Raw genomic sequence first — 19305 nt, 5'->3', positions numbered from 1 at the left:
GTGATCGATAATTGGTGCGTCGTGTCGAGTTCTGCCGCTGTCACAATCGGAGGCGGGGCGATGCAACACACTCCCCGGAAACTTCCCTCAGCGGGAACTTTCCGGTTAGAAAGATGATGCTCCCTTGCGGCCGTCACACACGTTCTAGCAGGTGCCGTAAACCCGAAAGGACTCCCCGATTGCACACAGCTCAACCTGGTCGGGAGTTGGCACAATCGGCCGGAAAGGTCTAGCTGCTTAGCCGACCTCGACAAAGGTGATATCGTCTTGCGAACTTACGTCCGTCGCACGCATCTGCGGATGGACTTGAAGACTCCCCGGTCGTCTTCAGCTCGCGGGCAGCGAACTCAATGACTTACCCGCTCAGGTTTCGTTCGACTCCATCTGTCCTGCAATTTTTAAGGCGTTCGGGGCGCTGCGTAAAATTGATTGTTTGAATGAATACAATTCGCGGCCGGCATGTCTCTGGCGTTCCTCAAACTCGCTGCTTGGCCCAATCGTCACCGGGCACTTCTGCCCTCTTCGCAAACTGCCGGCGCCAGGTGTAAATCCGCTGCGGCACCAAGTCATGTCGACGAGCAACGTCCGCGACGCTCGCAACGCCTGCCGAAGCGGGCGACGAAGCGGGCCGCGACCTTCAAGTCCGCGGAAGACTCTTGCCTCCGAGCTCGAGCGTCATCAGTTTGATTTGGGTGGATGCGATCGTTTCATGATCGCGCCGCCGGCGGCGGTCGATTCCGTAAATCTCACTTGGCGATGTCGGGATGTAGAGGTATGGAGAACGGCCGCAGTTCCGAAGGTGCAAGGACGATGGCGTTTCCCGCAGCAAGCGCAGAGACCATTTTCCATCCCGGCGGATTCCTTGACTCGCCTTTCCGAAAGCTCGCGAACTCGGATGGCCATTATTTTTCGGGTTGAGCCGCTAACGCTTCCCGCCAGCAATCAATCTCGCCTCCGGGTCCAGACGCAGTCCTCACATGGCGCCGCATCCGATCACTGGGCCGATAGCGAGGGCGAGACTGGGTATTCCGCGCAGCAGTCGAGGATACTGCCGGAAATATCACGTTCCGGCGGTTACTCCATACACCCGACGTTCCTATTCGTCGCCACCGCAAAATCCGGGCCGAAGCGAATCCGTTTGATCCGATGTGGGACCGCTACTTCGCCGCAGGCGTGGTCTGCCCTCGGAAACTACGGATCGGCCTGATGGAACCGCCCACTCTGCCGATAAACAGGAACTGGCGGCTCTGGTCAAACAGGGCCTAGTGGAGGCTTGAGCCGTATGCGGGGAAACTGCGCGTACGGTCTTAGGGAGGAGCGACCCGGCGAGGGGTCGTTCCTAACCCGACAGGACACGCCGCAGCATCGGCGCTTGCCAGATCATTCGGCTGATGGGGCGAGATGAATGATGTCTCCCCGGGACCAGCCTTCGGCAAGGCTCATCAGAAACTCCAGCTCCCGTCTCAGCGCGACGGTGCGACTTACATCCTTTGCATGCTGGTTGTCGGCGCGCACGTGATAAAATTCGCCGACCGCGATTCCCGCCGCTTTTCGCTTGTCCTCAAGCGCGGACTTCAAACCTGCCAGCTCGTCCCTAACAGCGAAGTAGCGCCGCATAACGGCGATCAAACGCAGGTCGTTTTCTGCTTCATCCATATTGGCGTCTTCCAAAATGCTTTGATTAGGAAGAAGCAGATTCGCTCTCTCCTGTCACGCCTCGAACGACAATCGGCAAGGATGATACTTTAGAAATATCTCAACTAGAGAGGATGTAAGATTCATGGCAAAGCGAGAAGAGTTCCATTCATCGCCTTCCGCGACGGCGCAAACAATCCAATTTCCTTCAACTTGAAGGGTGATACCCGGAACTCTGACCCGTGTGTCGGGTCTCCCTTTCTATTTCGTTCGCATGTAGCAGATAGCAACGCGCCCGCTGATAGTCCATTCACCGCATTATTTGAGGGAAGAACCTAACAAAGAAAAAACCGAACGCGCTTGCAGATCGTCCGGCTTTTCCCGCGACTACCTACTTCGACAGGGCAAAGTCGGGTAGCATGTCGCTAGTTGGAGCGTATGCACGATATGGAATATACCAGTCGCATTTCGCGTGCGCGAACTACCAAGGCAGGTAGGTTCCCAAGCTCGGCGACCCGACCCTGCGGCTTCCGCGTCGCATGCCCATCCGACCCGGCGAGATGTCGGAGAGCGGGTTTCATTTTCCTGATCGTTGCCGCCGACATCGGAGTGGTTTCCAGCAAACCACGCCTGTTGCAGGCAATCCGGATGCTTGAAATATCGCGCAAGGACAGCTCCTCACATTCAGCGCACGAACAGGGCTTTGTCGGGCACTTGCTCCGCCGGTTGTCGGCATTGAGACTCAATGTCAGTAACCTGACACTACGCGCCGCTAGGAAGTGCCCGCTGAGCCTGCGATTTCACTTCGGCACGCGATTTGCTCTGTTTGCGGCATCATCACCAATCGCAGTGCGATGGTCTTTGGGACGCACACGGCGCCGCGTCGCTGTTCGCGTCTGATCCGACGGTTCGCTGTGGGAATGACTTGGCGCGTGGTTGTGGACCCCGAGAAAATGCAGGGACGTGTTGGATGCGATCTAGTTTAACTGCCACCGGCGGTGTGGGACTGGTCCGGAGGTCGTGTTGGCGGAGACGTCGCTGGCGGGTAGGGTCGAACCTCATTCACCAAGCTCTACGACTAGGCAATCTATGCCGACTCCGACAGGCTCGACGTCATCTGGCACGACCCGCACCTGTCGCTCGGCGAAGCGTCGGAATTCCGCCTGGGCGCTGCGCCGGCGCGCCTAGAATTATGATGCACCTTCCCCGCGCCGTTCGTGCCGCTGGAGGACCTGGCGCTGACAATCGCGGTGGAGGACATCGCCTCCATGCCGTCTTCCGTCGTTCGCTGCCCGTCGCCTGCCAGTCACCTTCCGCCCTTTCCATCGCTTAGAGAGTGAACTGCCACCATGTCCGAACAACCCTTGCCGACGCTGCCGATGTGGCGCCTCAATCACATCGAGCCCTCGCCCGAGATGCTAACGCTAAGCGCCAACGGTCCGATCCATCGCGTGCGCTTCCCGTCCGGGCACGAAGGCTGGTGGGTGACAGGCTACGACGAGGCCAAGGCGGTGCTCTCCGACACTGCATTCCGGCCCGCGGGGATGCCGCCGGCGGCATTTACCCCGGATTCAGTGATTCTCGGTTCGCCGGGGTGGCTGGTCTCGCACGAGGGGGACGAGCATGCGCGGTTACGCACGATCGTGGGACGGGCCTTCAGCGACCGCAATATGGAGCTGCTCGCGCAGAAGGTCGAGGCGATCGCCGCGCAGTTGTTTGAGACGCTGGCGGCCCAGCCCCAGCCCGCCGACCTGCGGCTCCACCTCTCCTTTCCGCTTCCGGCCATTGTCATTAGCGCGCTGATGGGCGTGCTCTATGAGGATCACGCCTTTTTCGCCGGGCTGTCCGACGAGGTGATGACGCACCAGCATGAAAGCGGCCCGCGCAGCGCGTCGCGCCTGGCCTGGGAAGAGCTGCGCGCCTACATTCGCGGCAAGATGCGGGACAAGCGCGAGGACCCCGGCGACAACCTGCTGACGGATCTGCTCGCGGCGGTCGATCAGGGCAAAGCGACCGAGGAAGAGGCGATCGGCCTGGCGGCGGGCATGCTGGTGGCGGGGCACGAGAGCACCGTCGCGCAGATCGAATTCGGCCTGCTGGCGATGTTCCGTCATCCGCAACAGCGCGAACGCCTGGTCGGCGATCCATCCCTTGTGGACAAGACAGTGGAGGAAATCCTGCGTATGTACCCCCCGGGCGCGGGCTGGGACGGCGTCATGCGCTACCCGAGAACCGACGTGACCATAGCGGGCGTGCGTATTCCCGCGGAGAGCAAGGTGCTGGTCGGCCTGCCGGCGACGGCGTTCGATCCGCGCCATTTCGAGGACCCGGAAATCTTCGACATCGGACGCGAAGGAAAGCCCCACTTGGCGTTCTCCTACGGGCCGCACTATTGCATCGGCGTTGCGCTAGCCAGGCTGGAACTCAAGGCGGTGTTCGGTTCGATCTTTCAGCGCTTTCCCGCGCTGCGCCTCGCCGTGGCGCCCGAAAAACTGAAGTTGCGCAAGGAGATCATCACCGGCGGGTTCGAGGAGTTTCCGGTGTTCTGGTGATGCGTGGAAGCCGCTGGGGATCGTGATCTTCTCCGCATGGCCGGCGCGCCTGGCGCGCCGGCCAGATCAGCAACCAACAGGTAACCAAGATGGACGTGAAAGAAACAACCGCGGTATGCCGGGACGCCTTCGCCGAACTCGCGTCGCCGGCGTGCATCCACGACCCATATCCGTTCATGCGGTGGTTGCGCGAGCACGATCCGGTGCACCGGGCAGCGTCAGGCCTCTTTCTGTTGAGCCGCCACGCCGACATCTACTGGGCACTCAAGGCCACGGGCGATGCGTTTCGGGGACCGGCGCCGGGCGAACTGGCGCGCTATTTCCCGCGTGCGGCAACCAGCCTGTCGCTCAATCTGCTGGCGTCCACTTTAGCGATGAAGGATCCACCGACGCATACGCGTCTGCGCCGGCTGATCTCCCGCGATTTCACGATGCGCGAGATCGACAACCTGCGGCCGAGCATAGTGCACATCGTCGCAGCGCGCCTGGACGGCATGGCGCACGCGCTTGAGCGCGGGGAGGCAGTGGACCTGCATCGCGAATTCGCGCTTGCCTTGCCAATGCTGGTCTTTGCCGAACTGTTCGGCATACCCCAGGAGGACATGTTCGGGCTCGCCGCCAACATCGGCGCCATCCTGGAAGGCCTGAGCCCGCACGCCAGCGATCCCCAGCTCGCCGAGGCGGACGCAGCCAGCGCCAAAGTTAAGGCCTACTTCGGCGACCTCATACAGCGCAGGCGCACCGATCCCCGCCAGGACGTCGTGTCGATGCTGGTCGGCGCACACGGCGATGATGCCGATATGCTGTCGGATGTGGAGTTGATCAGCATGCTATGGGGCATGCTGCTGGGTGGCTTCGCCACCACTGCTGCGACCATTGACCATGCGGTCCTGGCGATGCTGGCGCATCCCGAACAGCGGCACTGGCTGCAGGGAGATGCCAAGGGGGTCGAGGCATTCGTCGAAGAAGTCTTGCGCTGCAACGCACCCGCCATGTTCAGCTCCATTCCGCGAATCGCACAGCGCGACATCGAACTGGGCGGCGTGGTAATCCCGAAGAACGCGGACGTGCGCGTGCTGATCGCCGCCGGCAATCGTGACCCGGACGCCTTTGCCGATCCCGACCGCTTCGACCCCGTACGGTTCTACGGCACCAGTCCTGGCATGTCGATTGACGGGAAGATCATGCTGAGCTTCGGCCACGGCATCCACTTCTGCCTCGGGGCGCAACTGGCCCGGGTGCAATTAGCCGAGAGCCTGCCGCGGATCGAGGCGCGCTTCCCTACGCTCGTACTCGCCGATCAGCCGACCCTGGAGCCATCCGCGTTCCTTAGGACATTCCGCGCCCTGCCCGTGCGGCTGCATGCGCAGGCGGGGCGCTGAGATGCGCGTCGTGGTCGACCAGGATCTTTGCGGAACCACTGGGCAGTGTGTGCTAACCCTGCCGGGCGTCTTTCGCCAGCGCGAACTGGACGGCGTGGCCGAAGTGTGCGTGGTGACGGTCCCCCAAGCGCTGCACGCCGCCGTGCGGCTCGCTGCCAGCCAGTGCCCAGTTGCCGCCATTTGGGTCGTCGAAAGCGCCGCTGGGGATGGCGAGCCAGCCCGGGCCGACCCTACGCCTTCTCTGGCAGAGGCCGAGCGACATGCCACGAAAGACCAATGCAATCCAGGAGGACACGATGGGACGGTTTGAGGGCAAGGTGGCCGTGGTGACCGGCGCCGGCGCCGGCATCGGGAAGTCATGCGCCCTCGCCATTGCGCGCGAGGGCGGCAGGGTGGTCGTGGCCGACATTGACGGCTCAGCGGCCACCGCGTGCACGGCGCAGATCGCGGCCGAAGCTGGCCACGCGCTGGCCTTGGCCATGGACATCGCCGATGCGCAGGCTGTGGCCGCGCTATTTGAGGCGGCGGAGCGGCACTTCGGTGGGGTCGATCTGCTGGTGAACAACGCGAGCGCCATGCATCTGACCCCATGCGACCGCGCGATCCTCGATCTGGACCTGGCGGTTTGGGATGAAACGATGGCGACTAATCTGCGCGGCACGCTGCTCTGCTGCCGCCAGGCCATTCCGCGCATGATCGCCCGTGGCGGTGGCGCGATCGTCAACATGTCCTCGTGCCAGGGGCTCAGCGGTGACACCGCGCTGACCTCCTACGCCGCGTCGAAGGCCGCGATGAATATGCTGTCGGCCTCGCTCGCCACCCAATATGGTCACGCGCAGATCCGCTGCAACGCGGTTGCGCCGGGTCTTATCATGACCGAACGTCTCCTCGACAAGTTGGACGAGTGCATGCAACGGCATCTGCGCCGGCACCAGCTCCTGCGGCACGTCGGCCGCCCCGAGGACGTGGCCGCGCTGGTGGCTTTCCTGCTCTCCGACGATGCTGCGTTCATCACCGGCCAAGTCGTGTGCATCGACGGCGGCATGCTGACGCATGTGCCGACATACGCCGATGGTGGCAACAGCCGTGCCGCGCGGCCGACCAGTGACACCGCCGAAGCGGCCGCGGCGCCAGAGAGGTAATAGACATGCTGCTCAACCCGCTGAACCGTCGGCACCGGCTGCGGGACGACATCCCGGTCATGCCCGGCGCTTTCCCCCTGGTCGGGCATCTTCCCGCCATCGTTTGTGACCTGCCGCGCCTGCTGCGGCGCGCGGAACGGACGCTGGGCAGCCATTTCTGGCTGGATTTTGGCCCTGCCGGACAACTGATGACGTGCCTGGATCCGGATGCGTTTGCGTTGCTCCGGCACAAGGACGTGTCCTCGGCACTGATTGAAGAGATTGCACCCGAAATCCTTGGCGGAACGTTGGTCACTCTGAACGGTAGCGCGCATCGGCAGGCGCGCGATGGGATCAAGTCGGCATTCCTGCCGAGGGGCCTGACCGAGGCCGGCATTGGCGAGCTATTCGAGCCCGTCATCCGGGCCCGGGTGCAGGCATGGCGCGAGCGCGGTGAAGTAACTATCCTGCCCGAGACCGGCGACTTGATGCTGAAGCTCACCTTTTATCTCATGGGCATCCCCGCCCAAGACCTGCCGGAGTGGCATCGCAAGTACCGGCAACTGCTGCAGTTGATGCTCGCGCCGCCGATCGACCTGCCCGGAACGCCCTTTCGGCGCGGCCGCGCCGCCCGCGACTGGATCGACGCGCAGTCGCGCCAGTTCATCCGCGGCGCGCGCGCGCATGCCGCGCGCACCGGGTTGATCAACGACATGGTGAGCGCGTTCGATCGCAGCGAAGGCGCGCTCTCCGATGACGTCCTGGTCGCCAACGTTCGCTTGCTGCTGCTTGCCGGTCACGAGACCACCGCCTCAACGATGGCCTGGATGGTGATCGAGCTGGCGCGGCAGCCTGAGCTGTGGGACTCCCTCGTCGAGGAGGCGCAACGCGTGGGCGCGGTGCCGACCCGGCACGCGGACCTGTCGCAGTGCCCGGTCGCCGAGGCGCTGTTTCGCGAGACGCTGCGCATGCATCCGGCGTCCTCGCTCTTACCGCGTCGCGCGACGCAGGAATTACAACTCGGCCAGCGGCGCATTCCTGCGGGCACCAGTCTGGGCATCCCGCTGCTGCATTTCTCGACCTCACCGCTGCTGCACGAGGCGCCTGATCAGTTCCGCCTGGCGCGGTGGCTACAACGCACGGGGCCGATCCGGCCGGTGGACATGCTGCAGTTCGGCAGCGGCCCACACGTCTGCATCGGCTACCACCTGGTATGGCTGGAACTGGTGCAGTTCGGCATCGCCTTGGCACTGACCATGCACAAGGCCGGGGTGCGGCCGCGGTTGCTGAGCGACGCTGAAAAAGGCCGGCGCTATTACCCGACAGCACAGCCCTCCATGAAAATCCGCATCGGATTCTCATGAGCTGGCGTCGCAAGCTCCGCGTGGCGTGGCAGCGACGCCGGCAACGCTAAGGCGGTTCGCCGCTCGCCGTGGCCCTCTCCTGTCAGGAACAAGGACATTGACAACATGCAGACCGGTTCCACGCTACACGATGACCAAACTGGCATTTCCGCGCTCGGCGGATTGGGCGCGCAGGCGCCCGGCGCATCCGGCAGGCTGCTGCCGGAGATCTGGATGCAGGACGGCGCAAAGCGGGTCGAACAGGCGCTGACGCGTCTTCTCTGCCCCGAGGACGACGGTGAGACCGAGCTGATGGCGGCGATGCGCTACGCTACCTTGCATGGCGGGAAGCGCACCCGCGCCTTGCTCTGTCTGGCTGCCGGCGAACTGGCCGACACCCCGGCGCACATGCTCGACGTCGTCGGCGCCGCCATCGAGATGATGCACGCCTGTACCCTGGTCCACGACGACCTGCCCGCAATGGACGACGACGTGCTTCGCCGCGGCCTTCCGACCGTGCACGTCAAGTTCGGCGAAGCAACTGCGATCCTGGTCGGGGATGCACTGCAGGCGCACGCCTTCCTGACCCTGGCGAGCCTTGATGCCCCGGGCGACAACCGTATCGCGCTCGTGCGCGAACTGGCGCAGGCAGTGTCCGCCGAGGGTGCCGCAGGCGGGCAGGCCATAGATCTGTCGCTGGTTGGAAAGCACGTTGAGCTGGGCAGGATCTTGGCGATGCACCGCATGAAGACCGGAGCGCTAGTGCGCGCGTCCGTTCGCATGGGCGCACTATGCGCCATCGCGGAGGATGCCGCGAACGCTGAGCTGTACTGTGCGCTCGATCGCTACAGCGCCTGTTTCGGCCTGGCGTTGCAGGTGGTCGACGACATTGTCGACGCGACAGCGGATAAAGCGACCCTTGGCAAGACGCCCGGCAAGGACGCGGCGGCGCAGAAGCCGACCTGCGCGTCGATCATGGGGCTAAAGGCAGCGCGCCAGTTCGTCGCGGATCTGTTGCGCGACGCGGAGGATGCCATCGCCCCGCTGGGGCCGCGTGCGGAACGGTTGGCGCAGATCCTGCAGCGGGCCAACGCATATCTGTTCACGCACGCGCCATGCGCATGAGCGCGCCCGCCCGCGTGGAACCGCCCCTGTGCCGCTGCGATCGGTGGCAGCAGCGGTGCATGCTGTGCGGTTTCCGAGTCCGCGTCGCCGATCGCAGCGGTTGCCTAGCACTGCCGCGGCGCGCACGCGGCGACTGCCCGATTCTGGTTTTTGTCAACCGTCTGCAGAAGGAACATCCCGCGTGAACGCGCTGTCCGAACAGATCCTTTCCGAATTGCGCCACCTGCTGAGCGAGATGAGCGATGGCGGCGGCGTCGGTCCGTCCGTCTACGACACGGCGCGAGCTCTGCAGTTCCGCGGCAACGTCGCCGGTTGGCAGGACGCATATGCGTGGCTCATCGCGCAGCAACAGCCTGATGGCGGATGGGGAAGCGCGGACTTCCCGCTGTTCCGCCATGCGCCCACGTGGGCGGCTTTGCTGGCATTGCAGCGTGCCAATCTTCTTCCCGGTGCTGCCGACGCAGTCCAGGCTGCAACCCGGTTCCTCCGGCGCCAGCCCGATCCCTATGCGCATGCGGTGCCGGAAGATGCGCCGATCGGTGCGGAGCTGATCCTGCCGCAGCTTTGCGGCGAGGCCCCATCCTTGCCGGGCGGCGTGGCGTTTCCGCGCTACTCGGCGCTGTTGCCGTTGCGGCAAGAGTGCCTGGTCAAGCTGGGGGCGATGGCAATGTTGCCGAGCGGCCATCCGTTGCTGCACACCTGGGAAGCCTGGGGGACGTCGCCAACCACCGCATGCCCGGATGAGTACGGCAGCATCGGCATCAGCCCGGCGGCCACCGCCGCGTGGCGTGCGCACGCCGTAGTACAGGGGAGTACGCCGCAGGTCGGGCGCGCGGACGCGTATCTGCAAGCGGCATCGCGGGCGACGCGCAGCGGCATCGAAGGTGTCGTTCCCAATGTCTGGCCGATCAATGTGTTTGAGCCATGCTGGTCGTTGTACACCCTGCATCTGGCGGGGCTGTTCGCGCATCCCGCGCTCGCAGACGCGGTGCGCGAAATCGTTGCGCAGCTTGAAGCCCACCTGGGCGTACGCGGTCTTGGGCCGGCCTTGCACTTCGCCGCCGACGCGGACGACACCGCCGTTGTGTTGTGCGTCCTGCGCCTTGCGGGCCGCGACCCGGCAGTCGACGCGTTGCGCCAGTTCGAAACTGGGGGGCTGTTCGTCACCTTCCCCGGCGAGCGCAATGCCTCGGTGTCGACCAACATCCATGCCCTGCATGCGTTGCGACTGTTGGGAAAGCGCGCCGCCGGCACCAGCGCCTACGTCGAGGCCACTCGCAACCCGCACGGACTGTGGGACAACGAAAAATGGCACGTTTCATGGCTGTATCCCACCGCACATGCGCTCGCTGCGCTGGCGCAAGGCAAGCAACAGTGGCGCGACGAGCGCGCGCTGGCGGCGCTGCTGCAGGCGCAGCGCGACGACGGCGGCTGGGGCGCCGGTCGTGCGTCCACATTCGAGGAAACCGCCTATGCGCTGTTTGCGTTACATGTGATGGATGGGAGGGAAGAACCCATAGGGCGCGCGCGCATCGCTCAGGTGGTGGCGCGTGCGCTGGAATGGATGCTCGCCCGCCATGCGGCGCATAGATTGCCGCAGACGCCGCTGTGGATCGGCAAGGAACTGTATTGCCCGACCCGGGTCGTGCGCGTGGCCGAACTCGCCGGATTATGGTTGGCGCTCAGTTGGGGGCGGCGCGCTGCCGAGGAAGCAGGAGCAGCGCCATGATCCAGACCGAAGGCGCGCTGCAGCAGGTGCTGGAGTGGGGTCGTTCCCTGACCGGGTTCGCCGACGAGCATGCCGTCGAAGCGGTCAGGGGCGGCAAGTACATCCTGCAGTGCATCGACCCGAGCCTGCGAGACATTAGCGTTCGCACGGGCCGCGATCCGCAGGACGAAACCCTGATTGTGGCGTTCTATCGCGAACTGGCGCTGCTGTTCTGGCTCGACGATTGTAACGACCTTGGCCTGATCACGCCAGAGCAGCTCGCCGCGGTGGAGCGGGCGCTGGGACAGGATGTGCCGTGCGCGCTCCCTGGATTCGAGGGCTGCGCTACGCTGCGGGGTTCGCTGGCCGCGCTCGCCTACGATTGTCGTGACTATGCTCAGCTTCTCGACGATACCCGGTACTACTGCGCGGCTCTGCGCGCCGGACGCGCGCAGGCGCAAGGGGCGGAACGCTGGTCCTACACCGAATACCTGCACAACGGCGTCGATTCGATCGCCTACGCGAACGTGTTCTGTTGCATGTCATTGCTCTGGGGGCTGGACATGGCGACGTTGCGCGCGCGTCCGGCGTTCCGCCAGGTCCTACGGCTCATTTCCGCGATAGGGCGCCTGCAGAACGATCTGCATGGACGCGAGAAGGACAGGTCGGGCGGCGAGGCCGACAACGCGGCGATCCTGCTGTCGCAGCGCTACCCGGCTATGCCTGTGGTAGAGTTCCTCAACGACGAGTTGGCCGGCCATACGCGCATGCTGCACCGGGTGATGGCGGAAGAATGCTTTCCGGCGCCGTGGGGACCGCTAATCGAGGCAATGGCGGCCCTCCGCGCCCAGTACTATCAGACCTCCACCAGCCGCTACCGCAATGACGCTGCGGGGGAATGCCAGTGTGCGCAGGCCTAAACGCGCGGCAAGCGGCGACATGCGCGCGCTGCCGTCGGTCAATGGCAAACAAGGATGGGCTTATAGCGATCTGGGAGGAGCTTCGGCATAGGCTTTCGGGTTGACCGGCTGCCATGAGTGGCGGCCTTCCTAAGCAAACCTCGTGTTGCCATCCATGCCGGGCCCGCTCCGATCCGTGTTGGGCAGGACAGGCCTCTCCATTCGCATTCGTGCGGAATGTACCATCGGCGCAATCAACCAACGAAAGCAAAAGCTATGACGATCAACCGCACGCCACGAATCCAGAGCCGGAACGACCTTCTCCGCTCGAGCTGGCTACCGGCAAGGTGCTCGTAACGCAAGGTATCCGCAGGCTTCCCGATCCCACCCGGTCCCGCATTGCCGACGCCGTGCAGGACTTTAACAGCTTCACGCCCGACAACGATCCCCATGACAAGTACGATTTTGGGGGCGATGCTGGCTGATGGACACGAGGTGTTCTGGAAAATCAACTACTACGTCAGCGATATGATGCATGGCTCCGAAGATCCGACCGACGCGATGCAAATCGTCCGTGTCCTCGCGATCATGCTGGCCGAGGAATACTAAGCCGGGGTGTCCTGCCGCGGGTAGAGAGATGCGGCAGCGGCGGGCAAAAGAGCTATACAGAGAAAATCTATCTTTGCTCACATTGTCACGCTTCGGCCGTCTGCTCGCCGGCCTGTTCCTGTTCCTCGGCGAGAATACCGACAATCGAAAGAACCCGGTTCCTGATTCGGGGCGACAGACGCAAAATGCCTTCAATCAGTCGGCGACCGTCAGCCGTCGACAGGTATGCGATACGTTCGTCAATCTCCGCGGCTTCTTGGTGGGGAACTCCGCTGCCCGGCTCCGGCAGGCCTTCGAAAAACCGCGCCACTGGCACATGCAGGCAACTTCCTATTTCATAGAGCATCGAAGCACTGACGCGGTTTTTGCCGCTTTCGTATTTTTGCATCTGTTGAAAGCTGACGCCGACGCCCTTGCCCAACTCGTTCTGCGATAAATTGGCTTGAATTCGGAGAATGCGGATCTGTTGTCCGACGTGGCGATCGACGGGATGGATCCTCGCATCCGATGGCGACGGCCTTTGCCGCGTGAAACTAGATTCGAAGTCTGTGATATCACTCATGCCGGCTCCCTTAAGGTCGCAAAAGGGCATGATAGGGGCAACCAGACGTCTCGACTTTCAAATTTGTGATGCGATTACATATTCTTGATGCGAAATTCACGAGTTTGGCGAGTTCTGCCGCAAAGCACGTCACCCGATTGCGCCCAGCTTTGGGAGCGATTCTGTCCGTCCGCTGCGCCGCGAACGGATCGCCATTGCGCGGTTGGCTGGAACACGTCGACCTTCAAACTGACCAACGGTCTGACAAGACGATACCGACTCGCGTCGAAACGCTTTTGTCGTCCCTTTATAGAACAAGTGTCGCGCCGAAAAATGTACACAATAGGGGATCAACGCTCCCGTTTCCCATCATGTTGGGGCCGATTTCGGCTCCGACAATTGCTGCCGCTGGTCGTCATTCAAGTATATCCGCAAAGGGCCAACGGTCGCACATTCACCCTCCCCTGGACCGGCAGCGTTCAAAGTCTTGCCAGACCCCATGGGCGCAGAGAACATGGTCGGCATATCGAGGCTGGTGCCTTCGCGGCGGGAACGCGCCGTCATGCCCGAGCCATGCGGCAAGGGTATCGTGCTCTGGACGCTGCGCTATGGTGATGAGGTGCGGGATGGGGAAAACTATTTTGCCGCAATCGATGATGAAGAGCCAGAAGCGGAACTGATGCCGCTCGTGCAACAGCTCATCAAGAAACAGACTCAGCGCTGGAGCCCGAAGATGGTCGCCGATCCGATGCAGGAGACGCTGCTTGACATTATCAACACAAAGAAGAAGCAATTGAAGAAACCGTCCAAAGCCATGCCGAAGAAGAAGGCTGAAGCTTTGACGGGCAATGTCATCAACATCATGGATGCGTTGCGCAAGTCCATCGAGAACGAACGGGGTTCAGGGAAGCAATCGACGAGATGACGACAAGACGCAAAGCCTCGATGCCGCTGCTCGACGAATCCGGCTCGACCCTTCAGTCACGCCAGGTGCGAAAGCGCGATCCCGCCCAGCCAAGCCTGCCCTTCGATCCGATGCCCGAGCGCATCGAGCCGTGCCTGGCGCTTTTGAAGCCGACACCACCGAAGGGAGCCGACTGGCTGTTCGAGGTGAAATGGGACGGCTACCGTCTGGCGCTCCACATCCATCGGAAGGATGTGAAGGTCATCACTCGCGGAGGCCACGACTGGACGCACCGCTTTCCGGCAATTGTCGATGCGGCGCGTGCACTCGGGGTCAACAGCGCCATTCTCGACGGCGAAGCCGTCGTGCTTGACAATCAAGGCCGCTCCGACTTCGGGGCATTGCAGCGCTCGCTTGGTGGCCGCGGCGGCAAAAAGGCGTCAGACGAAGCGATCCTATATGCGTTCGACCTTCTCTATCTTGACGGCCACGACTTGACTGGCACCGAGCTTTCGGTGCGGCGGCATCTGCTGGAGGATCTCATTTCACCGACGAGCGACGGCGCCGTTCGCCTGTCGCAGGAGATGGCCTTGGACGGCGAGGTCCTGCTGGAGCACGCATGCCGGGCAGGGCTTGAGGGCATTATCGCCAAGCACCGCGACCGGCCATATCGCTCCGGGCGCACCGGCGATTGGCAGAAGATCAAGTGCATCCAAAGCGAGAGCTTCATGGTCGTCGGCTATGAACAGTCGTCCTCGGCACGCGGCGGCATCGGTAGCCTGCTGCTCGCCGCGCGGAAAGGTTATGATTGGGCCTATGTCGGCTCGGTCGGAACCGGCTTCAACACGAAAGATGCCGAATACCTGCGCAAGACCCTCGATAAGCTGAAGACAGCCAGGCCGGTCGTGCCGCTGAAGGGCAAGAATCTCGTCTTTGCTCAGCCGACAATTATTGCCGAAATCGAGTTCCGCGGCTGGACACATGACGGCAGCCTTCGTCACGCCTCCTACAAGGGTCTAAGGGAAATCCAGGACAACGCCGCAGTCTTCGACATTGCCGAGCGGCCTGCGCCAAGCGAATAGAGCGCTCGAGGCTTTGGGGAGTACCGCATTACCTCCGGGGGAATAGTAGCCTGGCTCTCGGATGGATGGGAGGATTACTGCCAGCAGTTGACCGCCGTATGGAGACGCGGCGACCGTAAACAGGGGCTCGTCTTTCCATAACGCGTCTGACAACATTTCCCGCGTGCCAAGGTCGAAAATCGAACGCATATATGTTTCATTGAACGGATCGGACATATCGTAGTGAAGCTGGCAATCAATAGAGGCTACATGAAGCTTGGCTTCAGTCCGACGGGCATAGCCGTATAAGGCCATCAGAGAATCCCGTTCCTGCGCCTTGACCAACATCGAATATGCCCTTGCCATCACAGGCAACGTGCTGTCCGACATATTGGAGAATTCCGGGATCAGAGCGTTATTGACGATAACATTCAGGTTGATACATCGGCAATCAGGCTCCGTAACGAATCTCTTATATGTCAGAATTGACTAAAGCGATCTGAGAGCTGCCGCTCTGAAAGAGCCTCGATATCCTAGATTATTGCCGGCGGCCGGGGACGTCTGAATGTTTCCAGGCAATGACATTTGTGAGAAATTTTGTTTCTAGATCTGGTGATGTGCGCCAGGTGAATAACGGGTTCGGCCCGATGCGATGGCGCCGGGCAACTATGCTACCCGTTACATCTGGCTCACAACTTTCCTAAGCAATGACAAGCTCTCGGCCATCGACGAGCGACGATGGCGCTCTCGGCTTGACAGTGATCGCGTTATGTATGTTCGCCCCGACCATGGGGGGTCGGAAAGCGCTCTTGGAACGAAGGGTACCTGCGTGGGAATTCAGCCCGAGCGAAATAGCAGGTGCAATTGCCCAGAGAGCTCAGTTTCTCTAGCTGGCAGATCCATCGCCCTCGATCTGTCCATTATCAATCCGCGAACACGCGTCGACATGGAACGGGTGTCAACATGCGCTTTATAACGCCGTAGTCCGATTCTTATCATAGCTGCGCCCTAGATCGTATTTCGGCAGGACGCCGAAAGCCGCACGATACTCCTGAGAGAAGCGGCCCATCTGTATAAACCCCCAGCGACGCGCGATTTCACTGACCGTCGCAGATGGCGTGGCAGTTAAAAGATCGCGACGTGCGCCATCAAGGCGGAGCTGCCTCAGATAAGCCATTGGAGTGACGTTCAAAAAACGTCGAAAATTGATCTGAAGTGCCCGCACGCTGACGCCCGCTGCCGCTGCCATGTCCGCAATCGTGATAGGCATTGCGATATGTGCTCTGGCAAACTCCAGCGCTCTTCGAAGCTGGCGAGGCGCAATGGTCTGCACCGGCGATTTCGTCTGCGAAAACGTGTGAGGCAGATTCTGCACCATCAGCAGACAGAACATCTCTTGGAAGCTCGTCAGGGCAAGGGGAGAAACCTCTAGGTTTTGATCGGCGCAGATCTCATCTCGGAAGAAACGCATGAGTTTTAAAAGAGGTGGCGTCGGTCCCGCTGTCAGGTCCTGCAGGGGAGCGAATTCGAAATCGACAGGTGGCAGGCGTTCGAAGGTGCTGATCAGAGCGGCGTTTACTGCGCTCCTTGGGATGCAGAATCCCTCCGCAACAGAGCCTGCGTGAATGTTCACCGCGGAATAGCGGTCGGCCGTCGTCAGCAGTCCCGTGCAGGGCGTGATAGCATGACTTATGCCGCCTGTTGCCAGGTCATAGCAGGTTCCATGCTCGACAAAGAACATGAAGCCATCATTCTCGATCGTGACGGAAAAGGCGCGGTCCGTTGAAGTCGATCCCGTCCAGCCCACCATCTCGCCGGCGCCATGGACACCGAATGAGAAAAGACCGCGGCTATCGCTACTGAGAGGCCGATAGAAATTGTCATGCTTTTCACCGTTAAGCCATTCGGAGACCTCACTGGTTGTGAGCGACGTCGCCTCGAGCTTAAGCGTCAGAATTTCGGTCAACTTGCTCCACCAAATTCACTGTTTTGTCGCGCGCTTGGAGTGACGGCAAACAACTGGCCCCCTGTCAGCTTCTAATGAAAAATTGATTGACCTCAAATAGCCATTTCAGGCTATTTCGCGCATGTCTCTTCCTCGGACGAAGCTATTTGACCTTTGAGCAAGCGGGCCGCTCATGGCGCGAGCAAGACGCGTATCAGTGACGACAAACCAAGAAGCAATTCGCCAGTTTCGCTCGCCATGATCGACAGCCTCGGCGATCAGACCGTCTCGGCAACTTCGTCGCCCATCCACTGCTTGTCCTCGGCGATGATATGACAACCGACCACATATCGCCGGCAGGCCAGATATCCGCCGGCAGCGAAGCGGGCAGGCATTTGATCGTCGAGGGCAATCCTGCAGACGACCCTGAACGTCTATGCCACCCGACGCGGAAGCTGGAAAGCGATGGTCAAAGGACTTTCCCACAACGGAATGGCGGCCAACCTCCTCATCGACGGCCGATCCGCGCGCCACACGATCCATAGCGCTTAAGGCGAGGTAGGCCCGTTATGGGAGGTAGGCCAACGATATCAAAAGGCGGACTGGATACGGTGATCGTTGCAGGAGAACGCTAGGGCGCCGGCTCGTCGCGGGATTGGGCTGCAAAGGGCGCCGGTCTCTTGGGCGCCGGGGCGATCCTGATCGAGGCGAAGCTTTCTTGGCTTCCGGATCCGCAGAGCGCTGATGAGCCCCGCAAGGCCCACGCCGCCGCCTTCGCCCGCACTACCGCGGGGTCTCCGACAATTGGATTGGCCAGACGCTTCATTGTCGCGACAGCGTCGTCCTCATCCACCGTCATGAATGCGTCGGCAACACGCGCCAGTATCCGCCAGGCGACAGCGACGGCTCGTAGCATTCGGGCATCGCCACGACGTGTCGGAGACGATAATCCACTCATTGGCCTCGGCGACCCCTGCAGCCTCCTTAACGGAATCATCGTAGGTTCCGGCGACCCTGATCATCTCCGCTCCTCATCTGGCAATCAAACGCAATCCTTGGTCTGACAACATCGTCGCCAGTCGGTGGATGGAGGTTTGGACGCCGGAAACGGTCTTCGCCATCCGGCCGTCCTGCTGCGATGCTCTGTCGAAACAGAAGCTCAGCAACGTAATCGCCGCCATCAGGAGCACTGTGAGCAGAGCCGACTGGGTTATGGTGGTTGGTTCAAATGGCACGCAATAGAGCAGCATGTTGCCAAAGGCGAAGGTGAAGAGGCTCGTGCGACCGAAGAACGTTAGCGATCTCCACAGCGCGGTCGGCGCAATCGACTGGCGCAGGGTAAGCAGGACAGCGGCGGCCGTAACGGCAAAAGCACCGAGAATGCCGGCGGCGAAGTAAAGCGGATGGCTGTCCAGTCGCATGGCCATGTTCCCAAGGCCTCTCTTCGTTTCGCTATCGAGTATCCACGCGCCCGCGATGAGCGACAGTCCGGTGCCAAGGAGCACAAGCCAAGCGCGCCGAGTCATCCCTGCGGCCACACCCGAAGCCGAGCCCATCAGAATTTTCCCGAGGGCCATTCCGGATATGACAAGCGTCATGCCATGCAGGACGGAGGGGCCACCGAGCTTGGCTCCCCCTATTCCGAACAGGAACATCGCGAGACGGTCCACTTCCGTTGGCAAGCCAAATACTACGGGGCTTGGCAGCCCGCGCAAGACCGGATGAAGAATGTGAATGGCGACGGCCAGGATCAGAAGCGGAACTAGGCCCAGGCGATTGCGCGTCCATAAAAGGGCGGGAGCCACAGTCAGTGCGATTGCGTAAAACTTCAGAATGTCAGTGAATGGGGTCACCCCCAGCATGAAGATCGTCGATAGGGAAAAGAAGAACGAGTATTCCGACTTCGCGAAAAAAAGAACGACGACGGAAAGACTGTATAACAGCCAGCATTGAATGGCCCGCGACCACAGACGAGCGATCGATATACTGCGCTTGTCGGTATCAAATCGTGGTCTGTATACGACTTCAAGCATCGTTCCGAAAAGAACAATGAACGTTGGCGTTGCAAGCGCCATCATTAATTTAAGACCATCAACATAGGCTCCCTTAAAAACGTCTGCCAATTTGGACACCGCCAAGACGTGACTTCCCATAGCCAGGAAAATCGCACATGAACGAGCCACATCGATCCCAACTATCCGATTTATCTTCATATTTACTCTCATGCTCCGGCAATTCGGCGCCTTGATTTTCAGTTTCGACCTCTAATAAGCATCTCCGAAAGATCGGTAAAATTGATTGGTTGGATCGCAATGATCTAAGCAATGGATGGTGGAAGGCGTTTTGAGGGTCTTCGCGGGCAGTTTCACTCCTGTCCTTGGCGTAGCGCGACAAATCACGCCAACAGCCGGCGCGCCATTTTTCAAAACTCTCCTCTGCGAAGCGGTCCGATCGTGTCCCATGGAGTGGTGTAGCTTGAT

15 protein-coding genes and 3 pseudogenes are annotated in these 19305 nt (G+C 61.4%); 12 read left to right on the top strand and 6 right to left on the bottom strand.

Going from position 1 to position 19305, the window contains the following annotated elements; all coding sequences use genetic code 11:
• Window positions 1-475: 475 nt before the first annotated feature.
• The 3 genes and pseudogenes from RHSP_RS36050 to RHSP_RS17500 all read right to left on the bottom strand — a co-directional run.
• Window positions 476-586: pseudogene (locus RHSP_RS36050) on the bottom strand (transposase); the annotation flags it as partial.
• Between the two features lie 66 nt (window positions 587-652).
• Window positions 653-851, bottom strand: a pseudogene (locus tag RHSP_RS35635) (aldehyde dehydrogenase family protein); the annotation flags it as partial.
• A 529-nt stretch (window positions 852-1380) separates the two neighbouring features.
• Window positions 1381-1656: a hypothetical protein gene (locus RHSP_RS17500; RefSeq protein ID WP_004120034.1), complete on the bottom strand. Its 276-nt coding sequence runs from the start codon at window positions 1654-1656 to the stop codon at window positions 1381-1383.
• A 1328-nt stretch (window positions 1657-2984) separates the two neighbouring features.
• On the opposite strand from RHSP_RS17500, the gene RHSP_RS17495 reads away from it, so the two are divergent.
• The 10 genes from RHSP_RS17495 to RHSP_RS35630 all read left to right on the top strand — a co-directional run bounded on the left by RHSP_RS17495 (window position 2985) and on the right by RHSP_RS35630 (window position 12374).
• The gene (locus RHSP_RS17495) at window positions 2985-4187 is read left to right on the top strand and encodes a cytochrome P450 (protein WP_004120030.1); all 1203 of its coding nucleotides are present in this window, start codon (window positions 2985-2987) and stop codon (window positions 4185-4187) included.
• Between the two features lie 89 nt (window positions 4188-4276).
• Window positions 4277-5569: a cytochrome P450 gene (locus tag RHSP_RS17490; protein ID WP_004120028.1), complete on the top strand. Its 1293-nt coding sequence runs from the start codon at window positions 4277-4279 to the stop codon at window positions 5567-5569.
• A gap of 1 nt (window position 5570) precedes the next feature.
• A complete protein-coding gene (locus RHSP_RS17485; protein WP_004120026.1) occupies window positions 5571-5879 on the top strand; it encodes a ferredoxin in 309 nt (102 codons plus the stop codon).
• Window positions 5866-6711 (top strand): SDR family oxidoreductase, encoded by an 846-nt coding sequence (locus RHSP_RS17480; RefSeq protein ID WP_004120024.1) that lies wholly within the window; start codon window positions 5866-5868, stop codon window positions 6709-6711. Before RHSP_RS17485 ends, RHSP_RS17480 begins: the two co-directional genes overlap by 14 nt.
• Window positions 6711-8054: a cytochrome P450 gene (locus tag RHSP_RS17475; protein WP_028755176.1), complete on the top strand. Its 1344-nt coding sequence runs from the start codon at window positions 6711-6713 to the stop codon at window positions 8052-8054. Before RHSP_RS17480 ends, RHSP_RS17475 begins: the two co-directional genes overlap by 1 nt.
• 105 nt (window positions 8055-8159) lie before the next feature.
• Window positions 8160-9158: a polyprenyl synthetase family protein gene (locus RHSP_RS17470; RefSeq protein WP_004120020.1), complete on the top strand. Its 999-nt coding sequence runs from the start codon at window positions 8160-8162 to the stop codon at window positions 9156-9158.
• Window positions 9159-9339: 181 nt separating this feature from the next.
• A complete protein-coding gene (locus RHSP_RS17465; protein ID WP_004120019.1) occupies window positions 9340-10887 on the top strand; it encodes a hypothetical protein in 1548 nt (515 codons plus the stop codon).
• Window positions 10884-11786, top strand: coding sequence for a terpene synthase family protein (locus tag RHSP_RS17460; protein ID WP_004120017.1), 903 nt, complete (start codon window positions 10884-10886; stop codon window positions 11784-11786). The genes RHSP_RS17465 and RHSP_RS17460 overlap by 4 nt, the downstream gene beginning before the upstream one ends.
• Window positions 11787-11899: 113 nt before the next feature.
• Window positions 11900-12250, top strand: a complete 351-nt coding sequence (locus RHSP_RS36045) for a DUF3768 domain-containing protein (RefSeq protein WP_120764175.1) — start codon at window positions 11900-11902, stop codon at window positions 12248-12250.
• Window positions 12216-12374, top strand: a complete 159-nt coding sequence (locus RHSP_RS35630; RefSeq protein ID WP_015341978.1) for a DUF3768 domain-containing protein — start codon at window positions 12216-12218, stop codon at window positions 12372-12374. The genes RHSP_RS36045 and RHSP_RS35630 overlap by 35 nt, the downstream gene beginning before the upstream one ends.
• 85 nt (window positions 12375-12459) lie before the next feature.
• On the opposite strand, the gene RHSP_RS17450 is transcribed toward RHSP_RS35630, so the two are convergent.
• Complete coding sequence (locus RHSP_RS17450; protein ID WP_028755177.1) at window positions 12460-12936, bottom strand: helix-turn-helix domain-containing protein; 477 nt, start codon at window positions 12934-12936, stop codon at window positions 12460-12462.
• A 445-nt stretch (window positions 12937-13381) separates the two neighbouring features.
• Here RHSP_RS17450 and RHSP_RS17445 point away from each other — a divergent pair.
• Window positions 13382-13840, top strand: a pseudogene (locus RHSP_RS17445) (Ku protein); the annotation flags it as partial.
• Window positions 13837-14901 (top strand): non-homologous end-joining DNA ligase, encoded by a 1065-nt coding sequence (ligD, locus tag RHSP_RS17440; protein ID WP_004120011.1) that lies wholly within the window; start codon window positions 13837-13839, stop codon window positions 14899-14901. The pseudogene RHSP_RS17445 and the gene ligD, both read left to right, overlap by 4 nt.
• Before the next feature lie 949 nt (window positions 14902-15850).
• On the opposite strand, the gene RHSP_RS17430 is transcribed toward ligD, so the two are convergent.
• Together RHSP_RS17430 and RHSP_RS36040 are read right to left on the bottom strand one after the other, a co-directional pair.
• The gene (locus RHSP_RS17430; RefSeq protein WP_004120008.1) at window positions 15851-16846 is read right to left on the bottom strand and encodes a helix-turn-helix transcriptional regulator; all 996 of its coding nucleotides are present in this window, start codon (window positions 16844-16846) and stop codon (window positions 15851-15853) included.
• Between the two features lie 1010 nt (window positions 16847-17856).
• On the bottom strand, window positions 17857-19038 hold the full coding sequence (locus RHSP_RS36040) for a DUF418 domain-containing protein (RefSeq protein ID WP_004120006.1): 1182 nt from the start codon (window positions 19036-19038) through the stop codon (window positions 17857-17859).
• Between the last annotated feature and the right edge of the window lie 267 nt (window positions 19039-19305).

This window comes from Rhizobium freirei PRF 81 (assembly GCF_000359745.1).
In the GTDB taxonomy this organism is placed as follows: domain Bacteria; phylum Pseudomonadota; class Alphaproteobacteria; order Rhizobiales; family Rhizobiaceae; genus Rhizobium; species Rhizobium freirei.
Note: the sequence above shows the minus strand (reverse complement) of the source record. Positions and strands in the feature narration are given on the sequence as shown.